This window comes from Burkholderia sp. AU33423, from assembly GCF_002223135.1.
Lineage (GTDB): Bacteria > Pseudomonadota > Gammaproteobacteria > Burkholderiales > Burkholderiaceae > Burkholderia > Burkholderia lata_D.
In genome coordinates this window covers 443,448-467,285 of record NZ_NKFH01000004.1, presented here as the reverse complement: position 1 = coordinate 467,285, position 23,838 = coordinate 443,448, and the positions used below count along the sequence as shown (strand labels likewise).

General features: G+C 67.6%; 25 protein-coding genes. 12 read left to right on the top strand and 13 right to left on the bottom strand.

The window, feature by feature from the left end; translation table 11 throughout:
- The first annotated feature begins 69 nt into the window (after positions 1-69).
- Positions 70-1,266, top strand: coding sequence for a pyridoxal phosphate-dependent aminotransferase (locus CFB50_RS04820; protein WP_089445108.1), 1,197 nt, complete (start codon positions 70-72; stop codon positions 1,264-1,266).
- A 101-nt stretch (positions 1,267-1,367) separates the two neighbouring features.
- Here the strand turns inward: CFB50_RS04820 and CFB50_RS04815 are convergent, their stop codons facing one another.
- Entirely contained in the window at positions 1,368-2,480 is a 1,113-nt protein-coding gene (locus CFB50_RS04815; RefSeq protein WP_089445107.1) for a lytic transglycosylase domain-containing protein, read from the bottom strand.
- 596 nt (positions 2,481-3,076) lie between these two features.
- Between CFB50_RS04815 and CFB50_RS04810 the strand changes: the two genes are divergently transcribed.
- Positions 3,077-4,633, top strand: a complete 1,557-nt coding sequence (locus CFB50_RS04810) for a UbiD family decarboxylase (RefSeq protein WP_089445106.1) — start codon at positions 3,077-3,079, stop codon at positions 4,631-4,633.
- A 58-nt stretch (positions 4,634-4,691) separates the two neighbouring features.
- Entirely contained in the window at positions 4,692-5,360 is a 669-nt protein-coding gene (locus CFB50_RS04805; protein WP_089445105.1) for a LysE family translocator, read from the top strand.
- A 124-nt stretch (positions 5,361-5,484) separates the two neighbouring features.
- Here CFB50_RS04805 and CFB50_RS04800 read toward each other — a convergent pair whose 3' ends face one another.
- Complete coding sequence (locus tag CFB50_RS04800) at positions 5,485-5,787, bottom strand: hypothetical protein (protein WP_039371021.1); 303 nt, start codon at positions 5,785-5,787, stop codon at positions 5,485-5,487.
- A gap of 515 nt (positions 5,788-6,302) precedes the next feature.
- On the opposite strand from CFB50_RS04800, the gene CFB50_RS04790 reads away from it, so the two are divergent.
- Both CFB50_RS04790 and CFB50_RS04785 read left to right on the top strand, forming a co-directional pair.
- Positions 6,303-7,232 carry a Rossmann-like and DUF2520 domain-containing protein gene (locus tag CFB50_RS04790; RefSeq protein ID WP_089445103.1) on the top strand — a complete coding sequence of 310 codons (930 nt, stop codon included), beginning with the start codon at positions 6,303-6,305 and terminating at the stop codon, positions 7,230-7,232.
- Positions 7,233-7,304: 72 nt separating this feature from the next.
- Positions 7,305-7,868: a YggT family protein gene (locus CFB50_RS04785; RefSeq protein WP_069247355.1), complete on the top strand. Its 564-nt coding sequence runs from the start codon at positions 7,305-7,307 to the stop codon at positions 7,866-7,868.
- Between the two features lie 15 nt (positions 7,869-7,883).
- Here the strand turns inward: CFB50_RS04785 and CFB50_RS04780 are convergent, their stop codons facing one another.
- The gene (locus tag CFB50_RS04780) at positions 7,884-8,234 is read right to left on the bottom strand and encodes a DUF190 domain-containing protein (RefSeq protein WP_089446033.1); all 351 of its coding nucleotides are present in this window, start codon (positions 8,232-8,234) and stop codon (positions 7,884-7,886) included.
- A gap of 23 nt (positions 8,235-8,257) precedes the next feature.
- On the bottom strand, positions 8,258-8,644 hold the full coding sequence (gene crcB, locus CFB50_RS04775) for a fluoride efflux transporter CrcB (RefSeq protein ID WP_069247354.1): 387 nt from the start codon (positions 8,642-8,644) through the stop codon (positions 8,258-8,260).
- Between the two features lie 405 nt (positions 8,645-9,049).
- Between crcB and CFB50_RS04770 the strand changes: the two genes are divergently transcribed.
- Complete coding sequence (locus CFB50_RS04770; protein WP_089445102.1) at positions 9,050-10,261, top strand: S53 family peptidase; 1,212 nt, start codon at positions 9,050-9,052, stop codon at positions 10,259-10,261.
- A gap of 37 nt (positions 10,262-10,298) precedes the next feature.
- Here the strand turns inward: CFB50_RS04770 and CFB50_RS04765 are convergent, their stop codons facing one another.
- The 3 genes from CFB50_RS04765 to CFB50_RS04755 all read right to left on the bottom strand — a co-directional run bounded on the left by CFB50_RS04765 (position 10,299) and on the right by CFB50_RS04755 (position 12,329).
- Complete coding sequence (locus CFB50_RS04765; protein ID WP_089445101.1) at positions 10,299-11,168, bottom strand: SIR2 family NAD-dependent protein deacylase; 870 nt, start codon at positions 11,166-11,168, stop codon at positions 10,299-10,301.
- 184 nt (positions 11,169-11,352) lie between these two features.
- Positions 11,353-11,733: a DUF4406 domain-containing protein gene (locus CFB50_RS04760; protein ID WP_089445100.1), complete on the bottom strand. Its 381-nt coding sequence runs from the start codon at positions 11,731-11,733 to the stop codon at positions 11,353-11,355.
- Positions 11,730-12,329 carry an NUDIX domain-containing protein gene (locus CFB50_RS04755; protein ID WP_089439421.1) on the bottom strand — a complete coding sequence of 200 codons (600 nt, stop codon included), beginning with the start codon at positions 12,327-12,329 and terminating at the stop codon, positions 11,730-11,732. The genes CFB50_RS04760 and CFB50_RS04755 overlap by 4 nt, the downstream gene beginning before the upstream one ends.
- Positions 12,330-12,410: 81 nt before the next feature.
- Between CFB50_RS04755 and CFB50_RS04750 the strand changes: the two genes are divergently transcribed.
- The 3 genes from CFB50_RS04750 (at position 12,411) to CFB50_RS04740 (ending at position 14,537) form a co-directional block, all read left to right on the top strand.
- The gene (locus CFB50_RS04750) at positions 12,411-13,166 is read left to right on the top strand and encodes a DeoR/GlpR family DNA-binding transcription regulator (protein WP_089445099.1); all 756 of its coding nucleotides are present in this window, start codon (positions 12,411-12,413) and stop codon (positions 13,164-13,166) included.
- A gap of 223 nt (positions 13,167-13,389) precedes the next feature.
- On the top strand, positions 13,390-14,001 hold the full coding sequence (locus tag CFB50_RS04745) for a chromate transporter (protein WP_089445098.1): 612 nt from the start codon (positions 13,390-13,392) through the stop codon (positions 13,999-14,001).
- Positions 13,998-14,537 carry a chromate transporter gene (locus CFB50_RS04740; protein ID WP_089445097.1) on the top strand — a complete coding sequence of 180 codons (540 nt, stop codon included), beginning with the start codon at positions 13,998-14,000 and terminating at the stop codon, positions 14,535-14,537. The genes CFB50_RS04745 and CFB50_RS04740 overlap by 4 nt, the downstream gene beginning before the upstream one ends.
- A gap of 119 nt (positions 14,538-14,656) precedes the next feature.
- Here CFB50_RS04740 and scpB read toward each other — a convergent pair whose 3' ends face one another.
- The 3 genes from scpB to CFB50_RS04725 all read right to left on the bottom strand — a co-directional run bounded on the left by scpB (position 14,657) and on the right by CFB50_RS04725 (position 18,070).
- Complete coding sequence (scpB, locus tag CFB50_RS04735; protein WP_089445096.1) at positions 14,657-15,466, bottom strand: methylmalonyl-CoA decarboxylase; 810 nt, start codon at positions 15,464-15,466, stop codon at positions 14,657-14,659.
- The gene (locus tag CFB50_RS04730; RefSeq protein ID WP_089445095.1) at positions 15,463-16,686 is read right to left on the bottom strand and encodes a CaiB/BaiF CoA transferase family protein; all 1,224 of its coding nucleotides are present in this window, start codon (positions 16,684-16,686) and stop codon (positions 15,463-15,465) included. The genes scpB and CFB50_RS04730 overlap by 4 nt, the downstream gene beginning before the upstream one ends.
- Positions 16,687-16,747: 61 nt before the next feature.
- Complete coding sequence (locus CFB50_RS04725) at positions 16,748-18,070, bottom strand: MFS transporter (protein WP_089445094.1); 1,323 nt, start codon at positions 18,068-18,070, stop codon at positions 16,748-16,750.
- A gap of 170 nt (positions 18,071-18,240) precedes the next feature.
- Between CFB50_RS04725 and CFB50_RS04720 the strand changes: the two genes are divergently transcribed.
- Both CFB50_RS04720 and CFB50_RS04715 read left to right on the top strand, forming a co-directional pair.
- Entirely contained in the window at positions 18,241-19,170 is a 930-nt protein-coding gene (locus CFB50_RS04720; protein WP_089445093.1) for a LysR substrate-binding domain-containing protein, read from the top strand.
- A gap of 78 nt (positions 19,171-19,248) precedes the next feature.
- Complete coding sequence (locus CFB50_RS04715) at positions 19,249-19,893, top strand: LysE/ArgO family amino acid transporter (protein WP_089445092.1); 645 nt, start codon at positions 19,249-19,251, stop codon at positions 19,891-19,893.
- Here the strand turns inward: CFB50_RS04715 and CFB50_RS04710 are convergent.
- From CFB50_RS04710 to CFB50_RS04700, 3 genes are all read right to left on the bottom strand, one after another.
- Complete coding sequence (locus CFB50_RS04710) at positions 19,879-21,039, bottom strand: mandelate racemase/muconate lactonizing enzyme family protein (protein WP_089445091.1); 1,161 nt, start codon at positions 21,037-21,039, stop codon at positions 19,879-19,881. The genes CFB50_RS04715 and CFB50_RS04710 overlap by 15 nt on opposite strands.
- Before the next feature lie 116 nt (positions 21,040-21,155).
- On the bottom strand, positions 21,156-21,620 hold the full coding sequence (locus CFB50_RS04705) for an ion channel (RefSeq protein WP_089445090.1): 465 nt from the start codon (positions 21,618-21,620) through the stop codon (positions 21,156-21,158).
- A gap of 337 nt (positions 21,621-21,957) precedes the next feature.
- On the bottom strand, positions 21,958-22,302 hold the full coding sequence (locus CFB50_RS04700; RefSeq protein ID WP_089445089.1) for a cupin domain-containing protein: 345 nt from the start codon (positions 22,300-22,302) through the stop codon (positions 21,958-21,960).
- A gap of 237 nt (positions 22,303-22,539) precedes the next feature.
- On the opposite strand from CFB50_RS04700, the gene CFB50_RS04695 reads away from it, so the two are divergent.
- On the top strand, positions 22,540-23,808 hold the full coding sequence (locus CFB50_RS04695; RefSeq protein ID WP_089445088.1) for an IS256 family transposase: 1,269 nt from the start codon (positions 22,540-22,542) through the stop codon (positions 23,806-23,808).
- Positions 23,809-23,838: the final 30 nt, after the last annotated feature.

Sequence of the window (23,838 nt, the reverse complement as noted above, 5' to 3'; positions counted from 1 at the left end):
CGTTGGTCCGGAACGGGCGCGCATGCGCCCGTTTTTTCTTTGCTCCGCCTCCCTCGCCCTGCCCGCCCGATGAATACCGCCACCGATTCGCTCGTCAGACTCGCCGCACGCGTCGACGCGATCCAGCCCTTCTACGTGATGGAACTGATGAAGGAGGCACAGCGTCTCGAGTCCTCGGGGCGCGATGTTATCCACATGGGCATCGGCGAGCCGGATTTCACTGCGCCGGAGCCGGTCGTCGAAGCGGCTGCGGCCGCGCTGCGCCGCGGCGTCACCCAATATACGAGCGCGCTCGGCATCGCACCGCTGCGCGAGGCGATCGCCGCGCACTACGCACACGCGTACGGCCTCACGATCAGTCCGGAACGGATCGTCGTGACGGCAGGCGCGTCGGCCGCGCTGCTGCTCGCATGCCTCGCGCTCGTCGGGCGTGACGACGAGGTGCTGATGCCCGACCCGTCGTATCCGTGCAACCGGCACTTCGTCGCGGCGGCCGAAGGCCGCGCAGTGCTCGTGCCGAGCGGCCCGGATGCGCGCTTCCAGCTCACCGAGGATGACGTCCGTACGCGCTGGGGCGATCGCACGCGCGGCGTGCTGCTCGCGTCGCCGTCGAACCCGACCGGCACGTCGCTCGAACCGGACGAACTGAAGCGGATCGTCGAAGCCGTGCGCGCACGCGGCGGCTTCACGATCGTCGACGAGATCTACCAGGGACTCAGCTACGACGCGGCGCCCGTGTCGGCGCTGTCGTTCGGCGACGACGTCGTCACCGTGAACAGCTTCTCCAAGTATTTCAGCATGACGGGCTGGCGGCTCGGCTGGCTGGTCGTGCCGCCAGCGCTGGTCGGCACGTTCGAGAAGCTGGCGCAGAACCTGTTCATCTGCCCGTCCGCGCTCGCGCAGCACGCGGCGCTCGCGTGCTTCGAGCCGGCCGCGCTCGACATCTACGAAGCGCGCCGGCTCGAATTCAAGCGCCGCCGCGACTTCATCGCACCGGCGCTCGAACGGCTCGGCTTCACGGTGCCCGTGATGCCGGACGGCGCGTTCTATGTGTATGCGCACTGCGGCGGCGTCGCCCACCCGGCAGCCCGCGACAGCGCCGCGCTCACGACGGCGATGCTGCACGACGCGGGCGTCGTGCTGGTGCCCGGCATGGATTTCGGTGTCCATGCGCCGCGTGACTATATCCGCCTGTCCTATGCGACCGCCTACTCGCGGCTCGAGGAAGCCGTCGACCGGCTCGCGACGCTGTTCGGGCAGCACTGACACGCGGCCGGCGCGGCGGCCATTGCCCACTCCGCAAAAGCGAAAAAGGCACCCGGATCGGGTGCCTTTTTCATTTCTCGCCGGCCGGAGCCGTGCGCAAGTTACGCGCCGAGCTCCGAACGATCGCCGTGCGACTGTTTCGCGGTATCGACGCTCGCGTCGTCCTGCGGCGCGGCTTCCTTCGATGCCGTCGACTTCGCCGACGTCTCGAGCGTCGCATGCACGCGCTTCGCACCGCCTGCCGATGCCGTCACGGCGGCGGCCGTGACGATCGGCTTCGCCGGCGCCTGCGGCGCATTGACCGGTACGCTACGACCACGCGCGACGTCACGCAGGCGACTGCGCTCGGCCATCACCTTCGAACCGTAGCCGTTGTCGTCGGGGTTCGTCGAGCCGTTGTACAGGCGCAGGCCGTTCGCGAGCGAGCCGCCACGTGCGATGCAGTCCTTCAGCACGAGCGCGCCGACCTGGAGGTTCGCGAGCGGCTGCAGTGCGGTATCGGTGCCGCCGAAATACTCGAACTTGTCGGAATGGACCTTCGACATGACCTGCATCAGGCCCTTCGCACCGACGCCGCTTTCGGCGTACGGGTTGAAGCCCGATTCGATCGCCATCACGGACAGCAGCAGCAGCGGATCGAGGCCGACGTCACGGCCGGTCTGGAACGCAGCCTTGACGAGCTGGCCGAGCGGCTCCTGGGCAACGCGATAACGGCGCGACAGGTAGGTCGCGACGAGCGCCTGTTCGCGATTCGATGCGAGCGCACGGTCGTCACGCGCATCGGCCGCCACACGCTGGGTCGGGATCAGCTTCGCCAGCGCGACGGGCGACGGGCCGTTGCGGGCCGGATCGGACGCATCACCCTGCGCGGCGGCGGCTTCCGGTGCGACGTCGAGGCCGACCGCAAGCGCGTCCGTTTCGGGGCTGTTGTCTTCCTGCTGCGGCTGCACGCCGGCGGGCGCGAAGTTCGGCAGCGGATGGCCGGTCAGCAGACGGGCCGGGCCCGCTTGCACGGCCGCGGATACGACCGGCATCAGCTTCGCGGCGAGCGTGCCGCGGACGGTTGGCAGCAGCCACAGTGCAAGCGCAACTGCGACAGCGAGACAGCCGACAACGCTGAATAGATGGTGACTGACACGCGTCCCGCGACGCAGCATGCTGCGCACGAATTGCGCATGCTGCTCACTAGGACGCCACGATAACCAAGCGTTCATTCAGATCATCTCCCATGAACATGACTCGTGCGGCTCGCTCAGCTCGATGGCGAGACAGGTAACGCGCCGCGGAATCACGACGCCGCACGCTTTGGTTGGGGCGTGCAAGCATCGGGGAAACGGTATAAGTACCGTTCGAGGCCACGGTGTAAGAGGGCCGGCACCTTCGCATACTGGGCGAGGCGGGCATACGCGGTGGCACCCACGCAAAAAACCAGCGTCTGGTGGCGCTGGCTGAGACTACGACTAAGGCCGTCGGATACGCCGTGCAGGATTCGGCGGACGGTGACGCGCTGCGTCAAAGATCGGTGATTGGCGGCTCGAAGCCTTTTACCCTGCAGCCAATGTGAGCGGATTCTAGCAGGGTTTTATAGATCGTCAACACTATAAAACCTTGAAATTATAACAAAAAGTAATTTGCCGGCACTCTTCAGATCGCAAGCCCCGTGCCGTAGGGGGTTTGCGCGCGGTCGACTTTTTTCTCCGCCGGGCGGGCATGCGGCAGCGCGGGTAAAATCGTCGGTCGATTCGGGGTCGCAGCCGGCCGCTGCGCCCACCCATCGCTGCCCGCCTGGCGGGTGGCCCGGACCATCTTCATGAAATACAAAGACTTACGCGATTTCATCCAGCGCCTCGAGGCGCTCGGCGAACTGCGGCGCGTCACGCAGCCCGTGTCGCCCGTGCTCGAAATGACTGAGCTGTGCGACCGCGTGCTGCGCGCCGGCGGCCCTGCGCTGCTGTTCAACGCGCCGATCGGCTACGACTTCCCGGTGCTCGGCAACCTGTTCGGCACGCCGCGCCGCGTCGCGCTCGGGATGGGCGTCGATGCGGGCGACGACGCCGCGCTCGATTCGCTGCGCGATCTCGGGCGCCTGCTGTCCGCGTTGAAGGAACCCGATCCGCCGAAGAGCCTGAAGGACGCCGGCAAGCTGCTGTCGCTCGCGAAGGCCGTGTGGGACATGGCGCCGAAATCGGTGTCGTCGCCGCCGTGCCAGGAGATCGTCTGGGAAGGCGCCGACGTCGACCTGAACCGGCTGCCGATCCAGACCTGCTGGCCCGGCGACGCAGGGCCGCTCGTCACGTGGGGCCTGACGGTCACGCGCGGGCCGAACAAGTCGCGGCAGAACCTCGGGATCTACCGCCAGCAGCTGATCGGCCGCAACAAGCTGATCATGCGCTGGCTCGCGCATCGCGGCGGCGCGCTCGACTTCCGCGAATTCGCGCTGCGGAACCCCGGCAAGCCGTATCCGGTCGCGGTCGTGCTCGGCGCCGATCCGGCCACGACGCTCGGCGCGGTGACGCCGGTGCCCGATTCACTGTCCGAGTACCAGTTCGCCGGCCTGCTGCGCGGCAGCCGCACCGAGCTGGCGAAGTGCCTGACGCCCGGCGTCGACACGCTGCAGGTGCCCGCGCGCGCGGAGATCGTGCTCGAAGGCTTCATTTATCCGCAGGAAGGCTCGCCCGCCCCCGCTCCGGCCGGCGCACCGCCGCGCCCCGCCGGCAATGCATCGGCCAAGTACGAGCACGCGCTCGAAGGCCCGTACGGCGACCACACCGGCTATTACAACGAGCAGGAGTGGTTCCCGGTGTTCACCGTCGAGCGCATCACGATGCGCCGCGACGCGATCTACCACTCGACCTACACAGGCAAGCCGCCTGACGAGCCGGCCGTGCTCGGCGTCGCGCTCAACGAGGTGTTCGTACCGCTGCTGCAGAAGCAGTTCACCGAGATCACCGACTTCTACCTGCCGCCCGAAGGGTGCAGCTACCGGATGGCCATCGTGCAGATGAAGAAGAGCTACGCGGGCCACGCGAAGCGCGTGATGTTCGGCGTGTGGAGCTTCCTGCGGCAGTTCATGTATACGAAGTTCATCGTGGTCGTCGACGAAGACGTGAACATCCGCGACTGGAAGGAAGTGATCTGGGCGATCACGACGCGCGTCGACCCCGTGCGCGACACCGTGATGGTCGACAGCACGCCGATCGACTATCTCGATTTCGCGTCGCCGGTGGCCGGCCTCGGTTCGAAGATGGGCCTCGACGCGACCAACAAGTGGCCCGGCGAGACCAACCGCGAATGGGGTCGCCCGATCGAGATGGATGCGGCCGTGAAGGCGCGCGTCGACCGGCTCTGGCAGGAGATCGGCCTCTGACGCCATGCGGCCGGCGCCTGCCGGCCCGTGGACTGCCATCGCGACCAGAACACCGAAGATGACCTTTCCGCCCGCCTCCATGCTGTCCGACGGCTTCTTTCTGTCGCTGTCGTTGTGTCTCGACATCGGCCTCGTCAATGTCGCGATGCTGTCGCTGACGCTGTCGCACGGCTTCCGGCCGGGCTTCTGGCTCGGCATCGGCTCGTGCGTCGGCGATCTCGTCTATGCGGCGCTCGCGCTTGCGGGGATGGCCGTGCTGCTGCAGTTCGAGCCGGTGCGCTGGATCGTGTGGATCGGCGGCGGCGCCGTGCTGCTGTTCCTCACGTGGAAGATGGCGCGCGAAGCGCTCACGCCGGCCAAGGCAGCCGGCGACGATGCCGAGGACACGCCGCAGCCGCGCGCCAGCGCACGGCGCAGTTTCCTGCGCGGGATGCTGCTCGCGATGTCGTCGCCGAGCGCGATCCTGTGGTTCGCGGCGGTCGGCGGCGCGCTGATCGCGAAGGCCGGCGCGACCACGCCGGCCACCGCGTCGGTGTTCCTGTCGGGCTTTTTCCTCGGCGGCCTCGCGTGGACGCTCTTCATGTGCACGCTCGCGAGCCAGGGGCGCAAGCGCGCGGGCGCCGGGCTGATGCGCGCGTGTCACATCGCGTCGGCGCTGCTGTTTGCGTATTTCTCGTACAGCGTGATCGTCGGCGGCTACCGCGACCTGATCGTGCACGCGGTGTAATCGCAGCCGGCCTGCCCGGGTCGCTCACCGAGGTCGGGCGGCGGCTCCAAAGAAAAAACGGCGCAGCGCCCCTCGCGGGACGTTGCGCCGTTTTGCCACGCGCGGCTAGGCCGCGCGGCACGAATCAGCGACGCCAGTAGCCGTGATGGCCCCAGCCGCCACCATAGTAGCCATGGTGCCAGTACGGTCGGCCATAGTAGCCACCGACGACCACGGCGGGCGGCGGCGCGTAGTAGGCCGGCGCCGGTGCGTAATAGACGGGCGGAGGCGGCGGCGCGTAGTACACGGGCGGCGGCGGTGCATAGACGGGATACGCGGGCGCGACCGGAATACCGATGCCGACCCCGATCGACACGTGAGCCTGTGCAGCGCTTGCGGCACCCAGACCCAGCGCGGCGGCGGCGATGAACGGAATGAGCTTTTTCACTTCGATTCTCCTGCTGGAGCGGTATTTTATGCGCCCCTGTCGGCAACGGCGGGCATGCACGTCGCATGGAAGCAATGTAGCGAAAACCCGCCCCTCGCGTACCGTGCATTTGTTGCAAATTGCAATTGCAGGTGGCCGGAGCCGCCGTGCAGCGTGGCTCGGAGCACCGGCGGAAACCCTTGCGGGTCGCGCGATTCCGTCCGACGGGTCGGGTCGCAACATCATGGCCGGTCAGTCTTACCGGATACGGCGCGCGCAGCGGGCACGCAACCGTAATGAACGATTACAAATTTGAGACAAGATGCCGACATTTCAAGCCGAATAGGGGGACATGTTTCGGGGTCGGGTTCCTCAATCATGAATCGACCGGGGTGCCGGACGGTGATACACGCATCGATATCGCGCCGCCTACCGACAAGCCAAGTCACGTGCTCGCGCGGAAACTTCCCTTTCGCGGCCCCGCAGTCATTCCTGCGATACTGGCGGTTGCTTCGTTTTCGCTTACACCCGCTGCCATGTCCCTCCCCGACACACCCCGCCTCGGCTTCATCGGCGCCGGCCGTCTCGCGCGCTGCGTCGCGCAGCGCTTCGCGCAGGCCGGCTTTCCGGTCGTCGCGATCGCGAGCCGTACGCCCGCGTCGGCCGCGGCGCTCGCCGCGCGCATCGACGGCTGCCACGCGGTCGACACGCCGCAGCAGGTCGCCGACGCCGCCGACCTGATCTTCCTGACCGTGCCCGACGACCATCTCGCGTCGGCCGCCGCGGCGCTGCACTTCGACGCGTCGCGCGCCGCGCAGCAGGCCGTCGTTCACTGCAGCGGCGCGTCGGCGGTCGCCCTGCTCGATCCGGCGAAACGGCAAGGCGCGGCCACCGGCGGCTTCCATCCGCTCTACCTGTTCGGCGGCACCGACGCCGACCTCGCCCGCATCGACGGCTGCTCGGTCACGATCGAAGCCGACGGCGCGTTGCATGCGACGCTGCTGCGACTTGCTGCCGCACTCGGCTGCCATCCGCTGTCGATTCCGGCCGGCGGCCGGATGCTCTATCACGCAGCCGCGCACTATGCGGCGAGCTTCGCGCTGTGCGGGCTGGCGGAAGCGGTCGAGCTGTGGCGCGGCCTCGGTTTCGACGAGGACGCCGCGCTGCGCGCGCTGCTGCCGATGCTGGCCGGCACGATCGAAACCGCACGCGACAAGGGGCTCGCGAACGCGCTCTCCGGCCCGGTGTCGCGCGGCGACACGGGCATCGTCGAACGCCAGTTGGCACTGCTTGAAACGCGCGGCGGCGATCATGCGGCGCTGTACGCGCTGCTGACCCGCCGCGCGATCGCGCTCGCGGCGCAGCGCGCCACGCCGCCGGCGTCGCTGCCGGCGCTCGCCGAAGCCGTCGAAACGTCGCTCGCGCGCACCGCGGCACACCCCTCCCCGTCGCAAGACGAGGCGTGATAATGTGTCGGCCGATGCGCCGCCATCCGGCGTTGGCGGCCGCACGCTACTGACTAAAAAAGGATGCCAACGATGTTCGGCGAGATCGCCCGTTTTCTGCTCAATACCGTCTTCACGCTATTCGGTGCCGCGCTGATCCTGCGCGTCTGGATGCAGGCCGTCCGCGTGCCACCGTACAACCCCGTCACGCAGGCCGTGCTGCAGGCAACCAACTGGCTCGTGCTGCCGCTGCGCCGCGTCATCGCGGGCGTGCGCGGCATCGACTGGGCCAGCGTCGTCGCCGCGCTGCTCACCGCGCTCGTCTACGTCGTGCTGATGGTCGTGATGGCCGGCTTCGACCCGGCCTCGGTGATCGCGACGCTCGTCGTGGTCGCGCTGCTCACCGTCGTGAAGTGGGCGCTCAATCTCGTGATCTGGATGACGATCCTGATGGCGCTGCTGTCGTGGCTCAACCCGCGTTCGCCGGCGATGCCGATCCTCTACCAGCTCACCGCGCCGTTCCTGAACCCGCTGCGCCGCATCATCCCGAACCTCGGCGGCATCGACCTGTCGCCGATCCTGCTGTTCGTGATCGTGCAGGTGCTGCTGATGGTCGTCACGCGCGCCGCCGTGTCGCTGACGATGTTCGGCATCTGACGCGAACGCCGCACCCTACGCCGCCGGCCCCTGCGCCGGCGGTCCGCCGAGCGTGTCGATCACGCCGAAGCGCGCCGGCATCATCGCGTAGCACACGCGCACCTTCTCGCGCGACAGCCGGTCGAGCAAGCGCTGCGCCTCGTCCTCGGTGACGATGAATTCGATCTCGATCGCGAGCGACCCCTGCAGTTCGAAGAAGCGGTCCTCGTGCAGCACGCGATGCTGGCCGAACCCGGCCATCGCGCGAAACGCGGAGCCGCCCGCGACGCCCATCCGGTTCGCCTCCTCCAGCAGCCATTCCCACAGCGGCTTCCAGTGCAGCCGATGCTTCTCGTGCACATAGAAGCGCAGGAAGACCTTGTCCATCGCACCCTCCGATGGCGGCACGCTCAGGCCGCCGCGAGCCACGCGCGCGCAGTCCACATGCCGAGCGCCGTCAGCGCGAACGATCCAGTCAAGTGTAGGGCAGCCACCGCAAACGCCCATCCGAATTCGCCCTGCATCGCATGCGTCATCACTTCGACCGAATAGGTCGAGAACGTCGTGAGGCCGCCGAGAAAGCCCGTGATCACGAACAGCCGCCACTCGGGCGGCAGCCCGACGCGGGTCGTGAACACGACGGCGGCGATACCGATCACGTAGCCGCCGATCAGGTTCGCGGCGAGCGTGCCGAGCGGCACGGCGGGAAAGAATTCATTGAGCGCGAGGCTCAGGAACCAGCGCAGCAACGCGCCGAGCCCGGCGCCGACGAAGATCGCGACGATCGAATAGAACAAGGGCACTCCTCACTGATGCCGCCGCGTGGCCGACGCGGCCTACGCTGAACTGTATGCGGAATCGCGCCACGCCGGCAATGCCGGCGGCCCGGGCCCGCGAGCGCCGGATCGTGTCGCAATGGCGCGACGCGTTTCATTATTTCCAAGCGTGCACCGCACGTCGATATTTTCCAAACAATTACATCTGACATTACGAATCCATTTTGAATCGGCCGAATATTTATCGGCTTTTCAAAAATCGATAAAGCGATTCAATTCGGCGGGGGTTAGCCCTTGAAAATGCGTGCTCCACGTATTTTCCCTCATCAGACATTCCCGAATCCGGCCGATATTCCATGCAATTGACGCAGTCGATTTCGTAGAATTATTTTGCCAATCCACTCCATCGACATGGAGACTCGAAAAATGAACAATATCCGCCTGTCATCCATGTTGATTCCGGCGCTGTGCGCGTCGCTGCTCGCATCGGGCGTCGCGCTCGCCGACGGCAACGGGCCACCGTCCTACGTCGAGGGCAATCGTGCACCGAAAGGCTTCGCACGGCCGCCGTTCCACACGAAGCCGCGTGCGAGCACGGCCGCGATCGCCGGCCTCACGCCGGCACTCACCCGACATGCATACGGCTTCGACTCGATTGCCAACCAGGGCGACGGGACGACCATCGCGATCGTCGACGCATACGACGACCCGAAGATCGAGTCCGATCTCGGCGTGTTCAGCAACGCATTCTCGCTGCCGGCCTGCACGTCGTCGAACGGCTGTTTCACCAAGGTATACGCACGCGGTACGCGGCCCAGGACGGATTCGGGCTGGTCGCTCGAGATATCGCTCGACGTCGAATGGGTGCATGCGATCGCGCCGAAGGCGAAAATTGTGCTCGTCGAGGCTGCATCCGCCAGCTTCAGCGACCTGCTGGCCGCGGTCGACGTCGCGGTGAAACGCGGCGCGTCGGTCGTGTCGATGAGTTTCGGCGGCAATGAGTTCAGCAGCGAGACCGGCTCCGACAGCCACTTCAACGTCCCGGGCGTCACGTTCGTCGCGTCGTCCGGCGACAGCGGCACCGGGACCGAGTACCCGGCGGCATCGCCCTACGTGGTGTCGGTCGGCGGCACGACGCTGTCGTCTGATGCGGCCGGCAACTATGTCGGCGAAGCCGCATGGAGCGGCAGCGGCGGCGGCGTGAGCACGACCGAGGCCGAGCCGGCCGGACAGACCGCGTGGCCGATTCCGGTGGCCGGCAAGCGCGGCGTGCCCGACGTCAGCTACGACGCGAATCCGTCCAGCGGCTTCGCCGTGTACGACTCGGTCACCTATCAGGGGCAGGCCGGCTGGTTCCAGGTCGGTGGTACGAGCGCAGGCGCGCCGCAATGGTCGGCGCTCGTCGCGATCGCCAATTCGCTGCGCACGGCAGCCGGCAAGAAATCGTTGAGCGGTAGCTACGACGCGCTTTATACGGTCGGCAAAACCGCCTACGGCAGCGACTTTCACGACGTGACGATCGGGTCCAACGGCAATTGCGGCAGCGTCTGCAACGCGGCGGGCGGCTACGACTACGTGACGGGACTCGGTTCACCCGTCGCGCCGGCGCTCGTGCAGGCGCTCGTCGCGCAGCCGTAACTGCGCGGTCGTCGCCGGTCGGCCAGTGGCGCGGCGCTCAGTCGCCGTGCCAGGCACGATCAAGCACGCTCAGCGTTGCGCGTGCACCGCCCTTCAAGCCGATCACGTCCGCACGGCGCGCATGCGCTTCGCGCGCGTTGATGCGGATCACGTCCGCACCGAGCCGTTCGCTCAGCAGGCGCACGGTCGGGATCGCGGTGCCCGCGCCGATCTCGACCACGGCGACCCGCCCGGCCTGCGCGAGCCAGTCTTCCAGCGCGCGTTCCTGCGCGTCGTAGCGCGCACCGAGCCAGCCGGTGTCGCCGAACATCAGGATGTTCGGCCGCGCGAGGCCGCCGCAGTGCGGACAGCGCGGCAGGTCGCCGACGATGCGGCAGGTGGCCTCATCAACGTCCGGCACGAACGACGCCGCTTCCCACGTGTCGTCCGAACAGGGGCGCAGGCACTGCATCGCGTGGATCGACCCGTGGATCTCGACGATCCGCGCCGGATCGAAGCCGGCTTTCTGGAACTGGCCGTCAACGTTGCTGGTCAGCACGAAGCCGCCGTTCGGCATCGCGTCGATCCAGCGACGCAGGATCGCGAAGCCCGCATGCGGCACCGTCGCGCGGTAAAGCGCGAGACGGTGCCCGTAGAAGCCCCACGCGAGCGGCGAGCGTGCCCGGAATGCGTGCGGCGACGCGATCTCGTGGAATTCGAAACGCTCGTGGCGCAGCGCCGGATACGCACGCCAGAAGCCGTCCGTGCCGCGAAAATCGGGCAGCCCGGAATCGACGCCCATGCCGGCGCCGGCCGTCACGAGCAATGCGTCGGCACGCGCGAGCGCGGCGACGGCGGAAGCGACGAGATCGGCGGGCAGTTGTGCGGCGGTAGCAGCAGTGGCGGCAGCGGAATCGGAAAGCGGCATGATGGGACGGTGGTAGCGTCGGGCGGTGCGCGGGTGGCGTCGCGATCATACGCCGGTTCGCGCGCGCCGCGGCATGCGCAATGCAACGGCTTGACCCGATGCTCGCCCGGCCGCGAGGGATGCGGTCAGCCGGCCGATGCAGGGGGCGGCCGGCGGTGCGCCCGCTGGCCGCGTCCTCGCCTGTTCAGCTATCCGAATCGTCCTGCGCGACCGGAATGTCGTCGGCCGCGAAATAGACCGGCTTGCCGAGCTGCCGTGCGAGACCGACGTCCATGTCCGCCCCGCGCGACGCGCCGTCGATGCGCAGCACGGCATCGCAGCGGCGCAGCAACCGGTGCGCGGCCGGATACAGGAACGTCTCGCTGATCGCGTCGCCGACCTGTCGCGACCCGGCCGCGACGGCGAGCGGCAGCGACACCCATTCGCCGATCATCGGCACGTGTCCGCGGCGATACACGGCAAGCGCCGCCTGCTCCAAGCGGTGCAGGTTCGCGGCGATGCGCGCGGGGTCGCCATCCGTGCCGCTGCGATAGGGGCCGGCGACCAGCACGAGCAGCGGCGTCATGCCGTGCGCGCGCCGGCGGTTTCCCGCAGCGCGACGTACTGGAGCAGCATGATCGTCTTCGCATCGACGATCTCGCCGCGTTCGATCGCGTCCAGCGCGGCTTGCAGCGGCATCTCGACGACCTCGAGATCCTCGCCCTCTTCCGCGACGCCGCCGCCGTCGCCGGTACGCAGCGACGCATCGTATTCGCCGACGAAGAAATGCAGCTTCTCCGTCACCGAACCGGGGCTCATGAACGCCTCGAACACCTTGCGCACGCCGCGCACGCGATAGCCGGTCTCCTCCTCGGCCTCCGCGCGGATGCGGGCTTCGGGCGTCGCGTCGTCGAGCAGGCCGGCGGCGGCCTCGAGCAGCATGCCGTCGTGCCCGCTGACGAACGCCGGCATCCGGAACTGCCGCGTCAGCAGCACGTCGCCCGTCCCGGCGTTGCGCAGCAGGATGGTCGCGCCATGGCCGCGATCGTAGGTCTCGCGGCTCAGGCGCTGCCAAGTTCCGTCGCGGCGCAGGAAATCGAACGTCACCTTCTTCAGCACATACCAGTCATCGGACAGCACCGTCGTATCGACGATGCGGACACGGTCCCGCGTTGCAGCCATCGCAGCCTCCGGTTCGACAAAAGACGGCGCCCATGGTAACGTGCATATTCGTGCAACTTCAAGAAAATTCGTGCAATCACGATGCTGACGACTCAACGCAAGAAAGCGATCCTCGACGCACTCGCGCGCGACGGCCAGGTGCTGGCGGTCGAACTGAGCGCGCAATTCGGCGTGTCCGAAGATACCGTCCGCCGCGACTTGCGCGAGCTTGCGGCCGAAGGCCTGCTGCAGCGCGTGCATGGCGGTGCGCTGCCGGCATCGCCCGCCGTTGCGCCGTTCGCGCAGCGCGAGGCGCTCGAGACGGCGGAGAAGCGGCGCATCGCGCGGCGGGCCGCGGAGATGATCGCGCCCGGGCAGGTGGCGATCGTCGACGGCGGCACGACCTCGGCGCTGCTCGTCAGCCAGTTGCCGGCCGACCTGCGCGCGACGATCGTCACGCACAGCCCGAGTGTCGCGGTCGCGCTCGCCGCGCATCCGTCGATCGACGTGATCCTGATCGGCGGGCGGCTCTACAAGCATTCGATCGTGGCCGTCGGCGCGGCGGCGATGGAAGGCATTGCGCGCATCCATGCGGACCTGTACTTCATGGGCGTCACGGGTGTGCATCCGGTCGCGGGGCTCAGCACCGGCGATTTCGAGGAAGCGGCGATCAAGCGCGCGCTCGCCGAACGCACGGCCGAGACGGTCGTGCTCGCGTCGCAGTCGAAGCTGCGCGCGGCGTCGCAGTTCGTGATCGGTGAACTCACGCTGGCGCAAACCGTGGTGGTCGAAAAGGAAACCGACGCCGCGCTGACGAAGCCGATCGAGGCGGCAGGCGTGACGGTCGTGCGCGCGTAGCGGCCCGGGGTTGCGGCCGAGCGGATGTGGCGGATATGCGGACTTGCCGCTGCGCGGATGTGCCTGATGCGCTGACGTGCCTGATGTGTCCGATGTGCCTGCACACGTCCGTCGATTCAGCAGCACACTTTCATCGCATCGCCACCGAGCCCATGTCAGCGTGCTGACAGGGTCCGCTTGCTAACATGGGCGATCCGCCCAACCGCCACGCGCCTCCCGCCCGATGCCCCCGCCCTCAGCCGCCACCTCACCTGCACCGCCTGCAGGCGATGCGCCGCCACCCGGCGTCCTCGCGCTGTTCATCGCGTTCTCGCAGATCGGCCTGACCAGTTTCGGCGGCGGGCTCAGCGGGCGGATGATGCGCGACTTCGTCTACGAGCGGCGCTGGCTCGACGAGGAGGCGTTCCTCAACGGCCTCGCGCTGTCGCAAGCGCTGCCGGGCGTCAACGTGAAGAACCTCGCGATCTGGATCGGCTACCGGCTCGCCGGATGGCGGGGCGCGGTGGCCGGCTTCACCGGCATCATCGCGCCGCCCGCCGTGCTGATCGTGCTGTTCGGCATCGCATTCTCGACCCTCACGCGCTTTCCGCTCACGCATGTCGCGCTCGCCGGCTCGGCAGCCGCGGCGATCGGGCTGTCGATCTCGATGGCGATCACGGCGGTGCGTCGATTGCCCCGCCGCGCGCTGCCGTTCGCGGTGATGGCGCTCACCTTCGTGTCGGTGGCCGTGCTGCACTGGCCGCTCGTGTGGACCGTGCTGGTCGGCGGCACGCTGAGCGTCGCGCTCGAATACCGCCGCGCGGCCGCGACGCCAGCCGGGAGCGACACGCGATGACCGCATCGCAACGCTACGCCGCGCTGTTCGGCGTGTTCGCGCCGCTGTCGATCGCAACGATCGGCGGCGGACAAGCGATCATCGCCGACATCCAGCGGCAGGTCGTCGACGTGCATCACTGGATGACCGCCACGCAATTCGTGAACGACTTCGCGATCGCGCGGATGGCGCCGGGCCCCGGCTCGCTGCTGGCCACACTGATCGGCTGGCAGGTGGCCGGCTTCTGGGGCGCGGTGATCGCGACGCTCGCGCTGTTCGGCCCGACGGCGTTCCTGATCTATGGCGTCGCGCATCTGTGGCGGCGGCACCAGGGGGCGCGCTGGCAGATCGCGCTCGAGGCCGGCCTGCGCCCGGTCGCGGCCGGCATGATCCTCGCGTCGGTGTGGGTGCTGCTGCAGGCGCTCGACGGCGGCTGGGCCGCGCGCGCGATCGCGGTTGCATCGACGCTGTGCGTGATTTACACGCGCCTTCACGCGCTGCTGCTGATCGCGATCGGTGCGCTGTTGCTCGCCGGCGTGCACGCGCTCGGCATGTGATGTACGGCAACGCGGCACACGACGGCGGCCGCGAACGACGCAACCGATACCTGCACAACCACACGAACGCGTCCGCACGCTTTTCACCGCTTGCGCACCCCGCTCGCACAACCCATCGCCTAGACGCCGCGAAACACCGGCGCGCGCCGCTCCGAGAACGCGCGCAGCCCTTCGTCGAAGTCGCCGCCGTCGCAAGCCTGCCGGCGCAACTCGGCGATCCGTTCGAACGCATCGACCGGCAACGGCCGCGCGTCCTGCAGCACGCGCAATTGTTCCTTCACGGCGTGCACCGCGAGCGGCGCCTTCGCGGCGATCGTGCGCGCGACGTCGAGCGCCGCATCGTCGACGCCATCCGCGTCGGCCAGCCGGTTCACGAGCCCGTGATGCGCGGCGCGCTCCGCATCGAGCGGCTGCGCGCAGAAGAACATCTCCTTCAGCACGTGGATCGGCAGGTTGTCGTAGAAGCGCAGCAGGCCGCTCGTCGAATACGGCAGGCCGATGTTCGCGGGCGTCATCGCGAAACGCGCATCGCGCGCCGCGACCACCAGGTCGCAGCTCATCACGAGATCGACCGCCCCGCCCCACGCCGAACCCGACACCGCCGCGATCACCGCGCCCGGATAGGTCCGCACGCGCCGCAGCGCCCGTTCGAGCGGCTTGCCGTATGCGAGCGGATCGCGATCGTCGGCCAGTTCGCGCAGGTCGTGCCCCGCGCTCCACACGTCGCCGCTGCCGTCGTTCGACAGGATCACGACGGGCGGCGGACGGTGTTCGGCCAGCGCGTCGAGGCGCGCGACGAGCGCATCGAGCAACGGTGCGTCGAGCGCATGCCGTCGCGCCGGATTCGCGAACCGCACGCGCGCGATCCGTTCGCCGACCCTGTCGACCGTCACGTTCGACGCGCCTTCGTGTTTCGTCGTGTCGCTCATTGCACGGCCTCCGCCACGGCTTGCGCCTGGAAAATTGCGCGCTCGGCCAGCAGCGCGTCGATCGCATCGTCGCCATACCCCGCTTCGCGCAGTACGTCGACCGTATGCTCGCCGAGCAGCGGTGGCGCATGGCGCGTGCGCGGCGCCGGTATCTCGTCGCCCATCCCGCCGAGCGGCGTGACGACCTGGCGCAGCGTGCCGAGCGTCGGATGCGCGACGGGCTCGACCAGCCCGCAATGCGCGAGCTGCGGATCGTCGAACACTTCGTCGAGCGTGTTGATCGGCCCGGCCGGCAGCCCGGCGTCGACGAAACGCTGCGTCCATTCGCGCTTGCCGCGCGTGCGCAGCCGGCTTTCGAGCAACGCTTTCAGTTCGTCGCGATGCGCGACGCGCGCATCGTTGGTCGCGAAGCGCGGATCGCTCTGCAGCTCGGGCAGGTCCAACAACTGGCACAGCCGCAGCCACATGTCGATCGTGATCGGCGCGAGGTTGAGCGGCCCGTCGGCCGTCTCGAACACGCCATACGGCGCGATCACCGCATGCGCGTTGCCGGTGCGCCGCGGCACGTCGCCGAGGCTCAGGTAGCGTTGCCCGTGCACGCTCAGCAGCGAAACGAGGCTTTCGAGCAGCGACGTGCCGACATGCTGCCCGCGCCCGGTGCGCTCACGCTCGTACAGCGCCGCCATCACGCCGGTCGCGACCCACATCCCCGAGCTGAGATCGCCGATCGCGGTGCCCGTGCGCGTCGGCTCGCCGTCGGGAAAACCGGTGAGGCTCATCAGCCCCGCATAGCCCTGCGCGATCTGGTCGAAGCCCGGCCAGTCGCGCAACGGGCCGCGCGGGCCGAACGCGGTTACGCTGCCCATCACGAGCCGCGGATCGCGCGCACTCAGCGCGGCATAGCCGAGCCCCATCGCGTCCATCGTGCCCGCCTTGAAATTCTCGATCACGACGTCGGCCTGCGCGATCAGCCGGCGCAGGACGTCGAGGCCGGCCGGCTGCCGGAAGTCCACGCAGATGCCGCGCTTGTTGCGGTTGCAGGACAGGTAGTACGTGCTCACGCCGCGATCGAACGGCCCCCATGCGCGGCTCATGTCGCCGTGCGGCCCCGACTCGACCTTGATCACGTCGGCGCCGAGATCGGCGAGCACCATCGAGCAGAACGGCCCCGACAGCGCGCGGCTCAGATCGACGACCCTGATTCCTTGTAATGCCTGCATTCCGGACTCCTGATATTGATGACTGGGTGTGGCTGGATGCCGAGCGTTCGCGGCGTGCCGCTCATTCGGGCAGCGTCTGGTGACGCGTTTCGACCGCGAACGGCAGGATCAGGATGCCGAGCCCGAACACGGCTGCGGTCCATGCGACCGGCACGCCGAGCGATCCGTAACCGTGTATCGCGGCGCCGAGCAGGAAATTCACGCCTGCGCCGATGAAGCGGCCGACCGACGCGTTGAACGCGAACGCGGTGGCCCGCACGCGCGTCGGGTACTGCTCGGGCAGCCACAGCGAGAAGATCGCGAAATTGCCGCCGAAGAAACCGAGGAACGCGAGCGACACCATGAACGCCGCGAGCCCGTTCGGCTGGTAGAACGCCCAGCCGAATGCGAACACGATCGATGCGGCCATGCCCGCGAAATACACGCCGAGCGCCGTGCGCCGGCCGAGCCGCTCGGAGAGCCACGGCGCAACCAGGCAGCCGGCGATCGTCGCACACGACAGGATCGCCGCGCCGATCGATGCAAGCCGCATCGCGCCGATGTGATCGATGCCCGCACGCGCCGCCAGCGTGCTGACCGCGCTCGCCTCGTACACGGAACCGGCCCACAGCCCGACGATGGCGACGCCGACGAGGCTTGCGCTCGTCAGCGTGCGACGCAGGAAGGCCGGCGCGAAGATCTCGCGCAGCGGATGCGCGCGCCGTGCGTCGGCCACGTCGCCGTCGCGTGCATCATGCCGGCGCCACTGGCCGGGCTCCTTCACGCGCATCACGGTGAACACCGCGAGCAGCGCAGGCGCGAGGCCGCACAGGAACATCGCGCGCCAGCCGTAGGTCGCGCCGATCGTGTAGTTCAGGCACGCCGCGATGAAGAAGCCGAAGTAGTAGCCCGTCTGCAGGTAGCCGGCGCCCATCTTGCGGCGGTCTTCCGGCCAGCTCTCGGCGACGTAGGTGCCCGCTAGCGCCCATTCGCCGCCGACGCCGATCCCGGCGATCAGCCGGCACGCGGCCAGCGCCCACACGTCGTGCACGAACGCGGCTGCGCCGGTGAACACCGAGTAGATCAGGATGCTCGCGGCGAGCGTGCGCACACGGCCGAAGTGGTCGGCGAGCGGGCCCCAGATGAACGACAGCCCCCAGCCGATCAGGAACAGCGCGAACAGGATCGAGCCGTACATCCCGAGATTCGCGGGCGTCGCCGCGATGCCGGACGCCGGCAGCAGCTCGGTCAGCGCCGGAATCAGCACCAGCGCGTAGATCACCGAATCCACGCCGTCGAGCACCCAGCCCGCATACACGGCCCAGAAGCCCTTGACCTGCTCGCGCGTGAGCGGCGTGCGCCGCGGCTTCGCGCCGGCCGCCGGCGCGTCGATCGCCTTGAACATCTTCGTCTCCTTGCCGGCCGGGCCGGCGCTTTTGCCGCGTCCGGTCCGGGATGGCCGGGAGGCTGGCTCTTTTGTGAGACGAGTATAGAAACACCATCGATCGGGGAAAAATATGATATTCATCTTGCTCGATCGGATTCGCTTATGGCTCGAATCGGGAGGGGGCGACGATGGACTTGAGGCAGTTGCGCTATTTCGTGAAGGTCGTCGAATGCGGCAACGTCACGCATGCGAGCGAGGCGCTGCATGTCGCGCAGCCGGCGGTCAGCCAGCAGATGCGCAATCTCGAACAGGATCTCGGGATGCAACTGCTCGAACGCAGCGTGCGCGGCGTTGCGCCGACCGCAGCCGGCCGCACGCTGTACCAGCACGCGCTCGAGCTGCTGCGCCAGGCCGACGGCACGCGCGAGCTGCTGCGCCGCGATGCCGACACGCCGCAGGGCCGCGTGACGGTCGGCATGCCGTCGAGCACCGCGCGCGTGCTGGCCATCCCGCTTGCCCGCGCGGTGCGCGACCGCTACCCGGGCATCATGCTGGAGCTGATCGAGGCGCCGAGCGCCGATCTCGACACGCTGCTCGAACGCACGCGGCTCGATCTCGCGATCGTCGTCGACGCGGTCGACACGCGCGGCATCGCGGTCCACCGGCTGCTGACGGAAACGCTGTACCTGATCACGTGGCCCGGGTTCCCGGTGCCGGACGATCCCGTGCCGCTCGACGCGATCGCGCAGATGCCGCTCGTGCTGCCGAGCGCGCCGAACACGATCCGCAACCGCGTCGACTGGGCGATGCGCGAGGCCGGGCTGTCGTACGAGATCAGCTTCGAGGCGAGCTCGACCGGGCTGCTGTTCGCGGCCGTGATGGCGCAGCTCGGCGTGACGATCCTGCCGTGGACGGCCGCGCACGTCGAGATCGAGGAACGCAAGCTCAAGCTGTCGACGGTCGCGCACCGGCTGTTCGCGCGCGACCTGTCGCTGTGCTGGCACGATACGGCGCTCGTCAGCAACGCGGTGCAGAAGGTGAAAGCGGAGATCGTCCGGCTGTTCGACACGCTCGGGCAGCGGCCCGAGTGGGCGGCCGGGCACCCGAAAGGGCATTGACAATGCTCTCGGGCGCCCCTTAAGGTTTCGTTCATCGTAACCATCACCGGTTCAGCTTAAGAGGTTGTCGGCCCGCTCGTGCTCGACACCTCTGCCTTCATCGAAGGCCTGCTGCTTGGCGCCGGACTGTTCACGTCCGTCGGCCCCAAGGACGCTTTCGTCATCAAGCGCTCGATCTCGAGCCCCCATCTGCTTTCCATCGCCCTCGTCTGCGCAGGCAGCGACGCGCTGCTGATCGCGCTCGGCGCGCACGGGTTGTCGTCGTTGCTGTCGCGACATCCCGGCGTGGTATCGGCCGCGCTGTGGACCGGCATCGCGTATCTCGCCGGCTATGGCCTGCTCGCGCTGCGCTCGGCGATCCGGCGACGACAGCCGGAGCACGTCGACGGTCCGCGCACGGGCAGCGAACCCACGCGCTCGCGCACAGTGCTCGTGACCGCCGCCGTCTCGCTGCTCAATCCGTATGCGTGGATCGACACGGTGCTGCTGCTCGGCACCGTGATCGTGAGCCACACGCCGGCCGCACGCGCGCCATTTGCGATCGGCGCGATGACCGCTTCGCTCGCGTGGTTCCTGATACTCACGTATGGCGCACGCGCATGCCGCGCTTGGTTCGCCCGCACGCTCGCATGGCGTGTACTCGATTGCTTCGTCGCGGCGATGATGCTCGGATTCGCGGTGCGTTTCGCGATCGGCGCGCTACAGGCGTCAGCGGCTCGATAACGTGCGAAACACGTCGTGCGCGCCGGCATGCAGCTCGAAGCCGATGCCCGGCGCCTGCGGCACGCGTGCGTATCCGGCGTCGACGCTTGCGCCATCGGCCAGTCCGCTGAACGGATGAAACGCGAACGGACTGACTTCCGCACCGCCGAGCCCGAGCGCCGCGACGACGTGCAGCGAGAACAGGTGGCCGCCATGCGGCCAGAACGCATCGCGCCGCCAGCCGCGCGATGCAAAGTGTTCGACGATCTGCAGATAGCCCGGCAGTCCATAGCCATGCACCGGATCGAACACGAGCACGTCGCGCTCGGGGCGCAGGCCGCCGTAGCGGTCGAGCAGCTTCGCTTCCGCGAGCGAGAACAGTGCCTCGCCGGCCGCGATCGGCGGTGCGTAGCGCGTGGCGATGTCCGCCTGCAGCGGCAGGTCGAGCGGATCGCAGATGTCCTCGAACCACCAGAGATCGAACGGCGCGAGCATCGCGGTGGCCGCGCCGACAGTCGTCGCGTCGTACGTGTTCATCGCGTCGACCGCGAGGTGCGAACTGTCCGCTAATTGCCTTGCGGCCGCTTCGATGCGCCTGCGGTCCTGCTCGAGATCCGCGCCGCCGATCTTGATCTTCGCGTGCGTGTAGCCGAGATCGGCGATACGGCGCATCTCGTCCGACAGACGCACGAGATCGTCATGCGGATAGCGGTAGCCGCCGCCGGCGTACACACGCACGCTTGGGGCGGCCGTGCGTCCAAGTCGGTCGGCGAGAAAGCGAGCGAGCGGCACATCGGCGATCTTCGCGGCAGCATCCCAGATCGCCATGTCGAGCGTGCCGACTGCGACACACCGTTCACCGTGTCCACCCGGCTTCTCGCCGGCCATCATCGCGCGCCATGCGCGGAACGGGTCGAGGTTCGTGCCGGCTTCGTCGGCGAGCGTGTCGGCCGCGGCCAGCAGGCGCGGCGCGAACCGTTCGCGAATCAGGCCGCCCTGCGCGAAACGGCCAATCGACGCGTAGCCGTAGCCCGTCACCGGGCGGCCATCGCGCACGACATCGGTGGTGACCGCGACAATGCTCGTCGTCAGGCCGCCGGACGGGATCGCCGGATCGGCATAGCGGGACACGGGAATCGCTCGTTCGTGGATCGCGGTGATGCGCATGGTCGGGGTTCCGAAGGTGACGGCCGAGGCGCTGGCGCACGAGGTACGCGATGCGGCCGGAACGATGGGCGAACCGCTGCATCATAGGCGCTGGCGGCGCCGGCTGCAGGCGTGCGCTACCGAGGGGGACGATCGCGCTGCAGCCGCTGCGTGATTGCCGAAAAATCGGCCTGGATCACGGCGAAGATGAACGCGGTCGACATCCCGAACAGCAGCACGCCACACGACGATTCGATCGCGCCGAGCATTCGCCAGTTCGCGGCGGGCACGATGCCTGACGCGCCGCGCGTCGACATCGTGTCGATCGAGAAGAACAGCGCATCGCCGAATGAACCGATCGCGCCAACCTGCACGAAGGTCGCGCCCCACGCGATCGCCTCCAGCGTATGCAGAAGCGCGAGCGCGATACAGATCAGCGCGATGATGCCCGTCACCTGGCGCAGTTGTTGGTGGATGTCGTCGCGGCGCACGTCGAGCGCTTCGCGAAGCCGGCGCGCGACGACCGCCAGGCCGACCAGCGCCGCGGTGTGCACGAGGATCGTGGTCATGCCGAGCAGGATGCCGATCGTCCAGCTTTCCATGGGAGGCCTTTGGGGTCGGGGGCGGCTGCGGGAATGGGCGGAAGATTAACACCGGCGCCGTGCAATGGCGCAGGCGAGTGGCAATGGGTATCCGGCGGCCGCGCCGGGAGCGACGTCAGACCATGCAATCGGCACGCTCGGTACTTCCGGCCCTTTCGGGAGCAACGCTTGATATGTGCGCCTGCTCAGCCTCGCTGAAAGAAACGCGATCACGCTCGGCGAGCTGTTTCCGGAACGAGTGCTATTGAGCCGGAATCCTCCGCTTGCCCTCCCGGCTCCGGGAGCCGGAAAGGGTTCGGGCGACGCAGGTATGCGTGGAGCGAATCAACCGGCCCGCTCAGGCAAAGACGAAGTACTTGCGCACCGTTTCCACCACTTCCCACGTGCCTTTCATGCCGGGTTCGATCACGAACACGTCGCCGGCCTTCAGGTGCACCGCCTCCTCGCCTTCCGGCTTGATGATGCAGTAGCCGTCGAGGAAGTGGCAGTACTCCCACTTTTCGTAGTTCACCTCGAACTTGCCCGGCGTGCAGATCCAGGTGCCCATGATCTTGCTGCCGTCCTTCGAGAGGTAGGCGTTCAGGTTCACGGTGTGCGGATCGCCGCCGATGCGCTTCCACTTGGTCGCATCAAGGACGGGGGTCGGGCAGGTTTCGCGCAGAACGGTGATGAAATCGGACATGTCGGCTCCAGACTAACGATCGTATGAGAGGCCTGTCACGTTAGTTCGAAAGCGTGGTGGGGACTTGTATGCTTCCGACGCGGACTCGTCTATTTTCGACACGGGCCTGCGGGCGGGCATTCCGCCGTTCGTTCGGCTCCGCGTTGCGCGTTGCGCCGACGAACCGCTTCCAGCCGATCGAGCCTGTCAGATTTTTAGTGTGCCGAGGTCATGAGACGATAACGGAAATAACGTCCTATGACCGATGTAACAGTGACCAAGAAGAGCAAGAACCCGAAGGCGCCGAAGCTGTTCCCCGATGAGCTAATCGATCAACTGCTTGCCCAGGTACAGAGCAAGGACGCCGAGTCGATCCTGGGCGAATCGGGCCTGGCCGGCCAGCTCAAGAAGCAGCTGGCCGAGCGCATGCTTGCAGCCGAGTTGAGCCACCATCTCGAAGCCGAGGCCGAGCAAGGCAAGGCCGGCAACCACCGCAACGGCACCAGCCCCAAGACGGTCCTGACGCCCAACGGCGAGCTGAAGCTGGATATTCCGCGCGATCGGCAGGCGACGTTCGAGCCGCAATTGGTCGGCAAGTATCAACGCCGGCTGCCTGGCTTCGACGACCACGTCATCAGCATGTATGCGCGCGGCATGAGCGTGCGCGAGATTCAGGGCCATCTGCTGGAACTGTACGGACTGCAGGTGTCGCCCGACCTAATTTCGACAGTCACCGACGAGGTGCTGGCCGACGTCGAGCAATGGCAGCAACGCCCGCTCGAGGCCATGTATCCGATCGTGTACTTTGACGCGCTGCGACTGAAGATACGCGACGAAGGCACGGTCAAGAACAAAGCGGTCTATCTGGCGCTGGGCATCCGCGCCGACGGCCGCAAGGAAGTACTGGGTTTGTGGATCGAGCAAACCGAAGGCGCCAAGTTCTGGCTGAAGGTCTTCAACGAGCTGAAGAACCGCGGTTTGCACGACATCCTGATCGCGGTGGTCGACGGTTTGCGCGGCTTTCCCGAAGCGATCGAGGCGGTCTATCCGGCCGCCCAGATCCAGACCTGCATCGTGCATCTGATCCGCAATTCGCTGAATCTGGCGAGCTGGAAGGACCGCAAGCCATTGGCCGCCGCGATCAAGCCGATCTACCAGGCCGCCACGGCCGAGGCGGCGGCAGCGGCGCTGGATGCCTTTGCGCAAAGCGAGTGGGGCCGCAAATTCCCCACCGTCGCGGCCATGTGGCAGCGCCAATGGGAGCAGGTAATACCCTTCTTCGCCTATCCGCCCGAGGTGCGTCGAATCGTATATACGACCAACGCCATCGAGAGCATGCACATGCAGTTGCGCAAGATCGTAAAGAATCGCGGCCACTTCCCGAGCGACGAAGCCGCCAGCAAACTGCTGTTTCTTGCCTTGCGCAACATCGAAAAGGATTGGAAGATGCCGCCTATCACCTGGCGGCAAGCAGTCAATCAGTTCGCCATTCTGTTCGGCGAGCGATTCACCTCCGCCATCAGCTGAGATTTTTAACCGGCCTCAGCACACGAAATT

Coding starts and splice junctions, on each gene's coding strand:
- CFB50_RS04820 (WP_089445108.1), top strand. CDS start 70: ATGAATACCGCCACCGATTCGCTCGTCAGACTCGCCGCACGCGTCGAC.
- CFB50_RS04815 (WP_089445107.1), bottom strand. CDS start 2,480: ATGAACGCTTGGTTATCGTGGCGTCCTAGTGAGCAGCATGCGCAATTC.
- CFB50_RS04810 (WP_089445106.1), top strand. CDS start 3,077: ATGAAATACAAAGACTTACGCGATTTCATCCAGCGCCTCGAGGCGCTC.
- CFB50_RS04805 (WP_089445105.1), top strand. CDS start 4,692: ATGACCTTTCCGCCCGCCTCCATGCTGTCCGACGGCTTCTTTCTGTCG.
- CFB50_RS04790 (WP_089445103.1), top strand. CDS start 6,303: ATGTCCCTCCCCGACACACCCCGCCTCGGCTTCATCGGCGCCGGCCGT.
- CFB50_RS04785 (WP_069247355.1), top strand. CDS start 7,305: ATGTTCGGCGAGATCGCCCGTTTTCTGCTCAATACCGTCTTCACGCTA.
- CFB50_RS04780 (WP_089446033.1), bottom strand. CDS start 8,234: ATGGACAAGGTCTTCCTGCGCTTCTATGTGCACGAGAAGCATCGGCTG.
- CFB50_RS04770 (WP_089445102.1), top strand. CDS start 9,050: ATGAACAATATCCGCCTGTCATCCATGTTGATTCCGGCGCTGTGCGCG.
- CFB50_RS04765 (WP_089445101.1), bottom strand. CDS start 11,168: ATGCCGCTTTCCGATTCCGCTGCCGCCACTGCTGCTACCGCCGCACAA.
- CFB50_RS04760 (WP_089445100.1), bottom strand. CDS start 11,733: ATGACGCCGCTGCTCGTGCTGGTCGCCGGCCCCTATCGCAGCGGCACG.
- CFB50_RS04755 (WP_089439421.1), bottom strand. CDS start 12,329: ATGGCTGCAACGCGGGACCGTGTCCGCATCGTCGATACGACGGTGCTG.
- CFB50_RS04750 (WP_089445099.1), top strand. CDS start 12,411: ATGCTGACGACTCAACGCAAGAAAGCGATCCTCGACGCACTCGCGCGC.
- CFB50_RS04745 (WP_089445098.1), top strand. CDS start 13,390: ATGCCCCCGCCCTCAGCCGCCACCTCACCTGCACCGCCTGCAGGCGAT.
- CFB50_RS04740 (WP_089445097.1), top strand. CDS start 13,998: ATGACCGCATCGCAACGCTACGCCGCGCTGTTCGGCGTGTTCGCGCCG.
- scpB (WP_089445096.1), bottom strand. CDS start 15,466: ATGAGCGACACGACGAAACACGAAGGCGCGTCGAACGTGACGGTCGAC.
- CFB50_RS04730 (WP_089445095.1), bottom strand. CDS start 16,686: ATGCAGGCATTACAAGGAATCAGGGTCGTCGATCTGAGCCGCGCGCTG.
- CFB50_RS04725 (WP_089445094.1), bottom strand. CDS start 18,070: ATGTTCAAGGCGATCGACGCGCCGGCGGCCGGCGCGAAGCCGCGGCGC.
- CFB50_RS04720 (WP_089445093.1), top strand. CDS start 18,241: ATGGACTTGAGGCAGTTGCGCTATTTCGTGAAGGTCGTCGAATGCGGC.
- CFB50_RS04710 (WP_089445091.1), bottom strand. CDS start 21,039: ATGCGCATCACCGCGATCCACGAACGAGCGATTCCCGTGTCCCGCTAT.
- CFB50_RS04705 (WP_089445090.1), bottom strand. CDS start 21,620: ATGGAAAGCTGGACGATCGGCATCCTGCTCGGCATGACCACGATCCTC.
- CFB50_RS04700 (WP_089445089.1), bottom strand. CDS start 22,302: ATGTCCGATTTCATCACCGTTCTGCGCGAAACCTGCCCGACCCCCGTC.
- CFB50_RS04695 (WP_089445088.1), top strand. CDS start 22,540: ATGACCGATGTAACAGTGACCAAGAAGAGCAAGAACCCGAAGGCGCCG.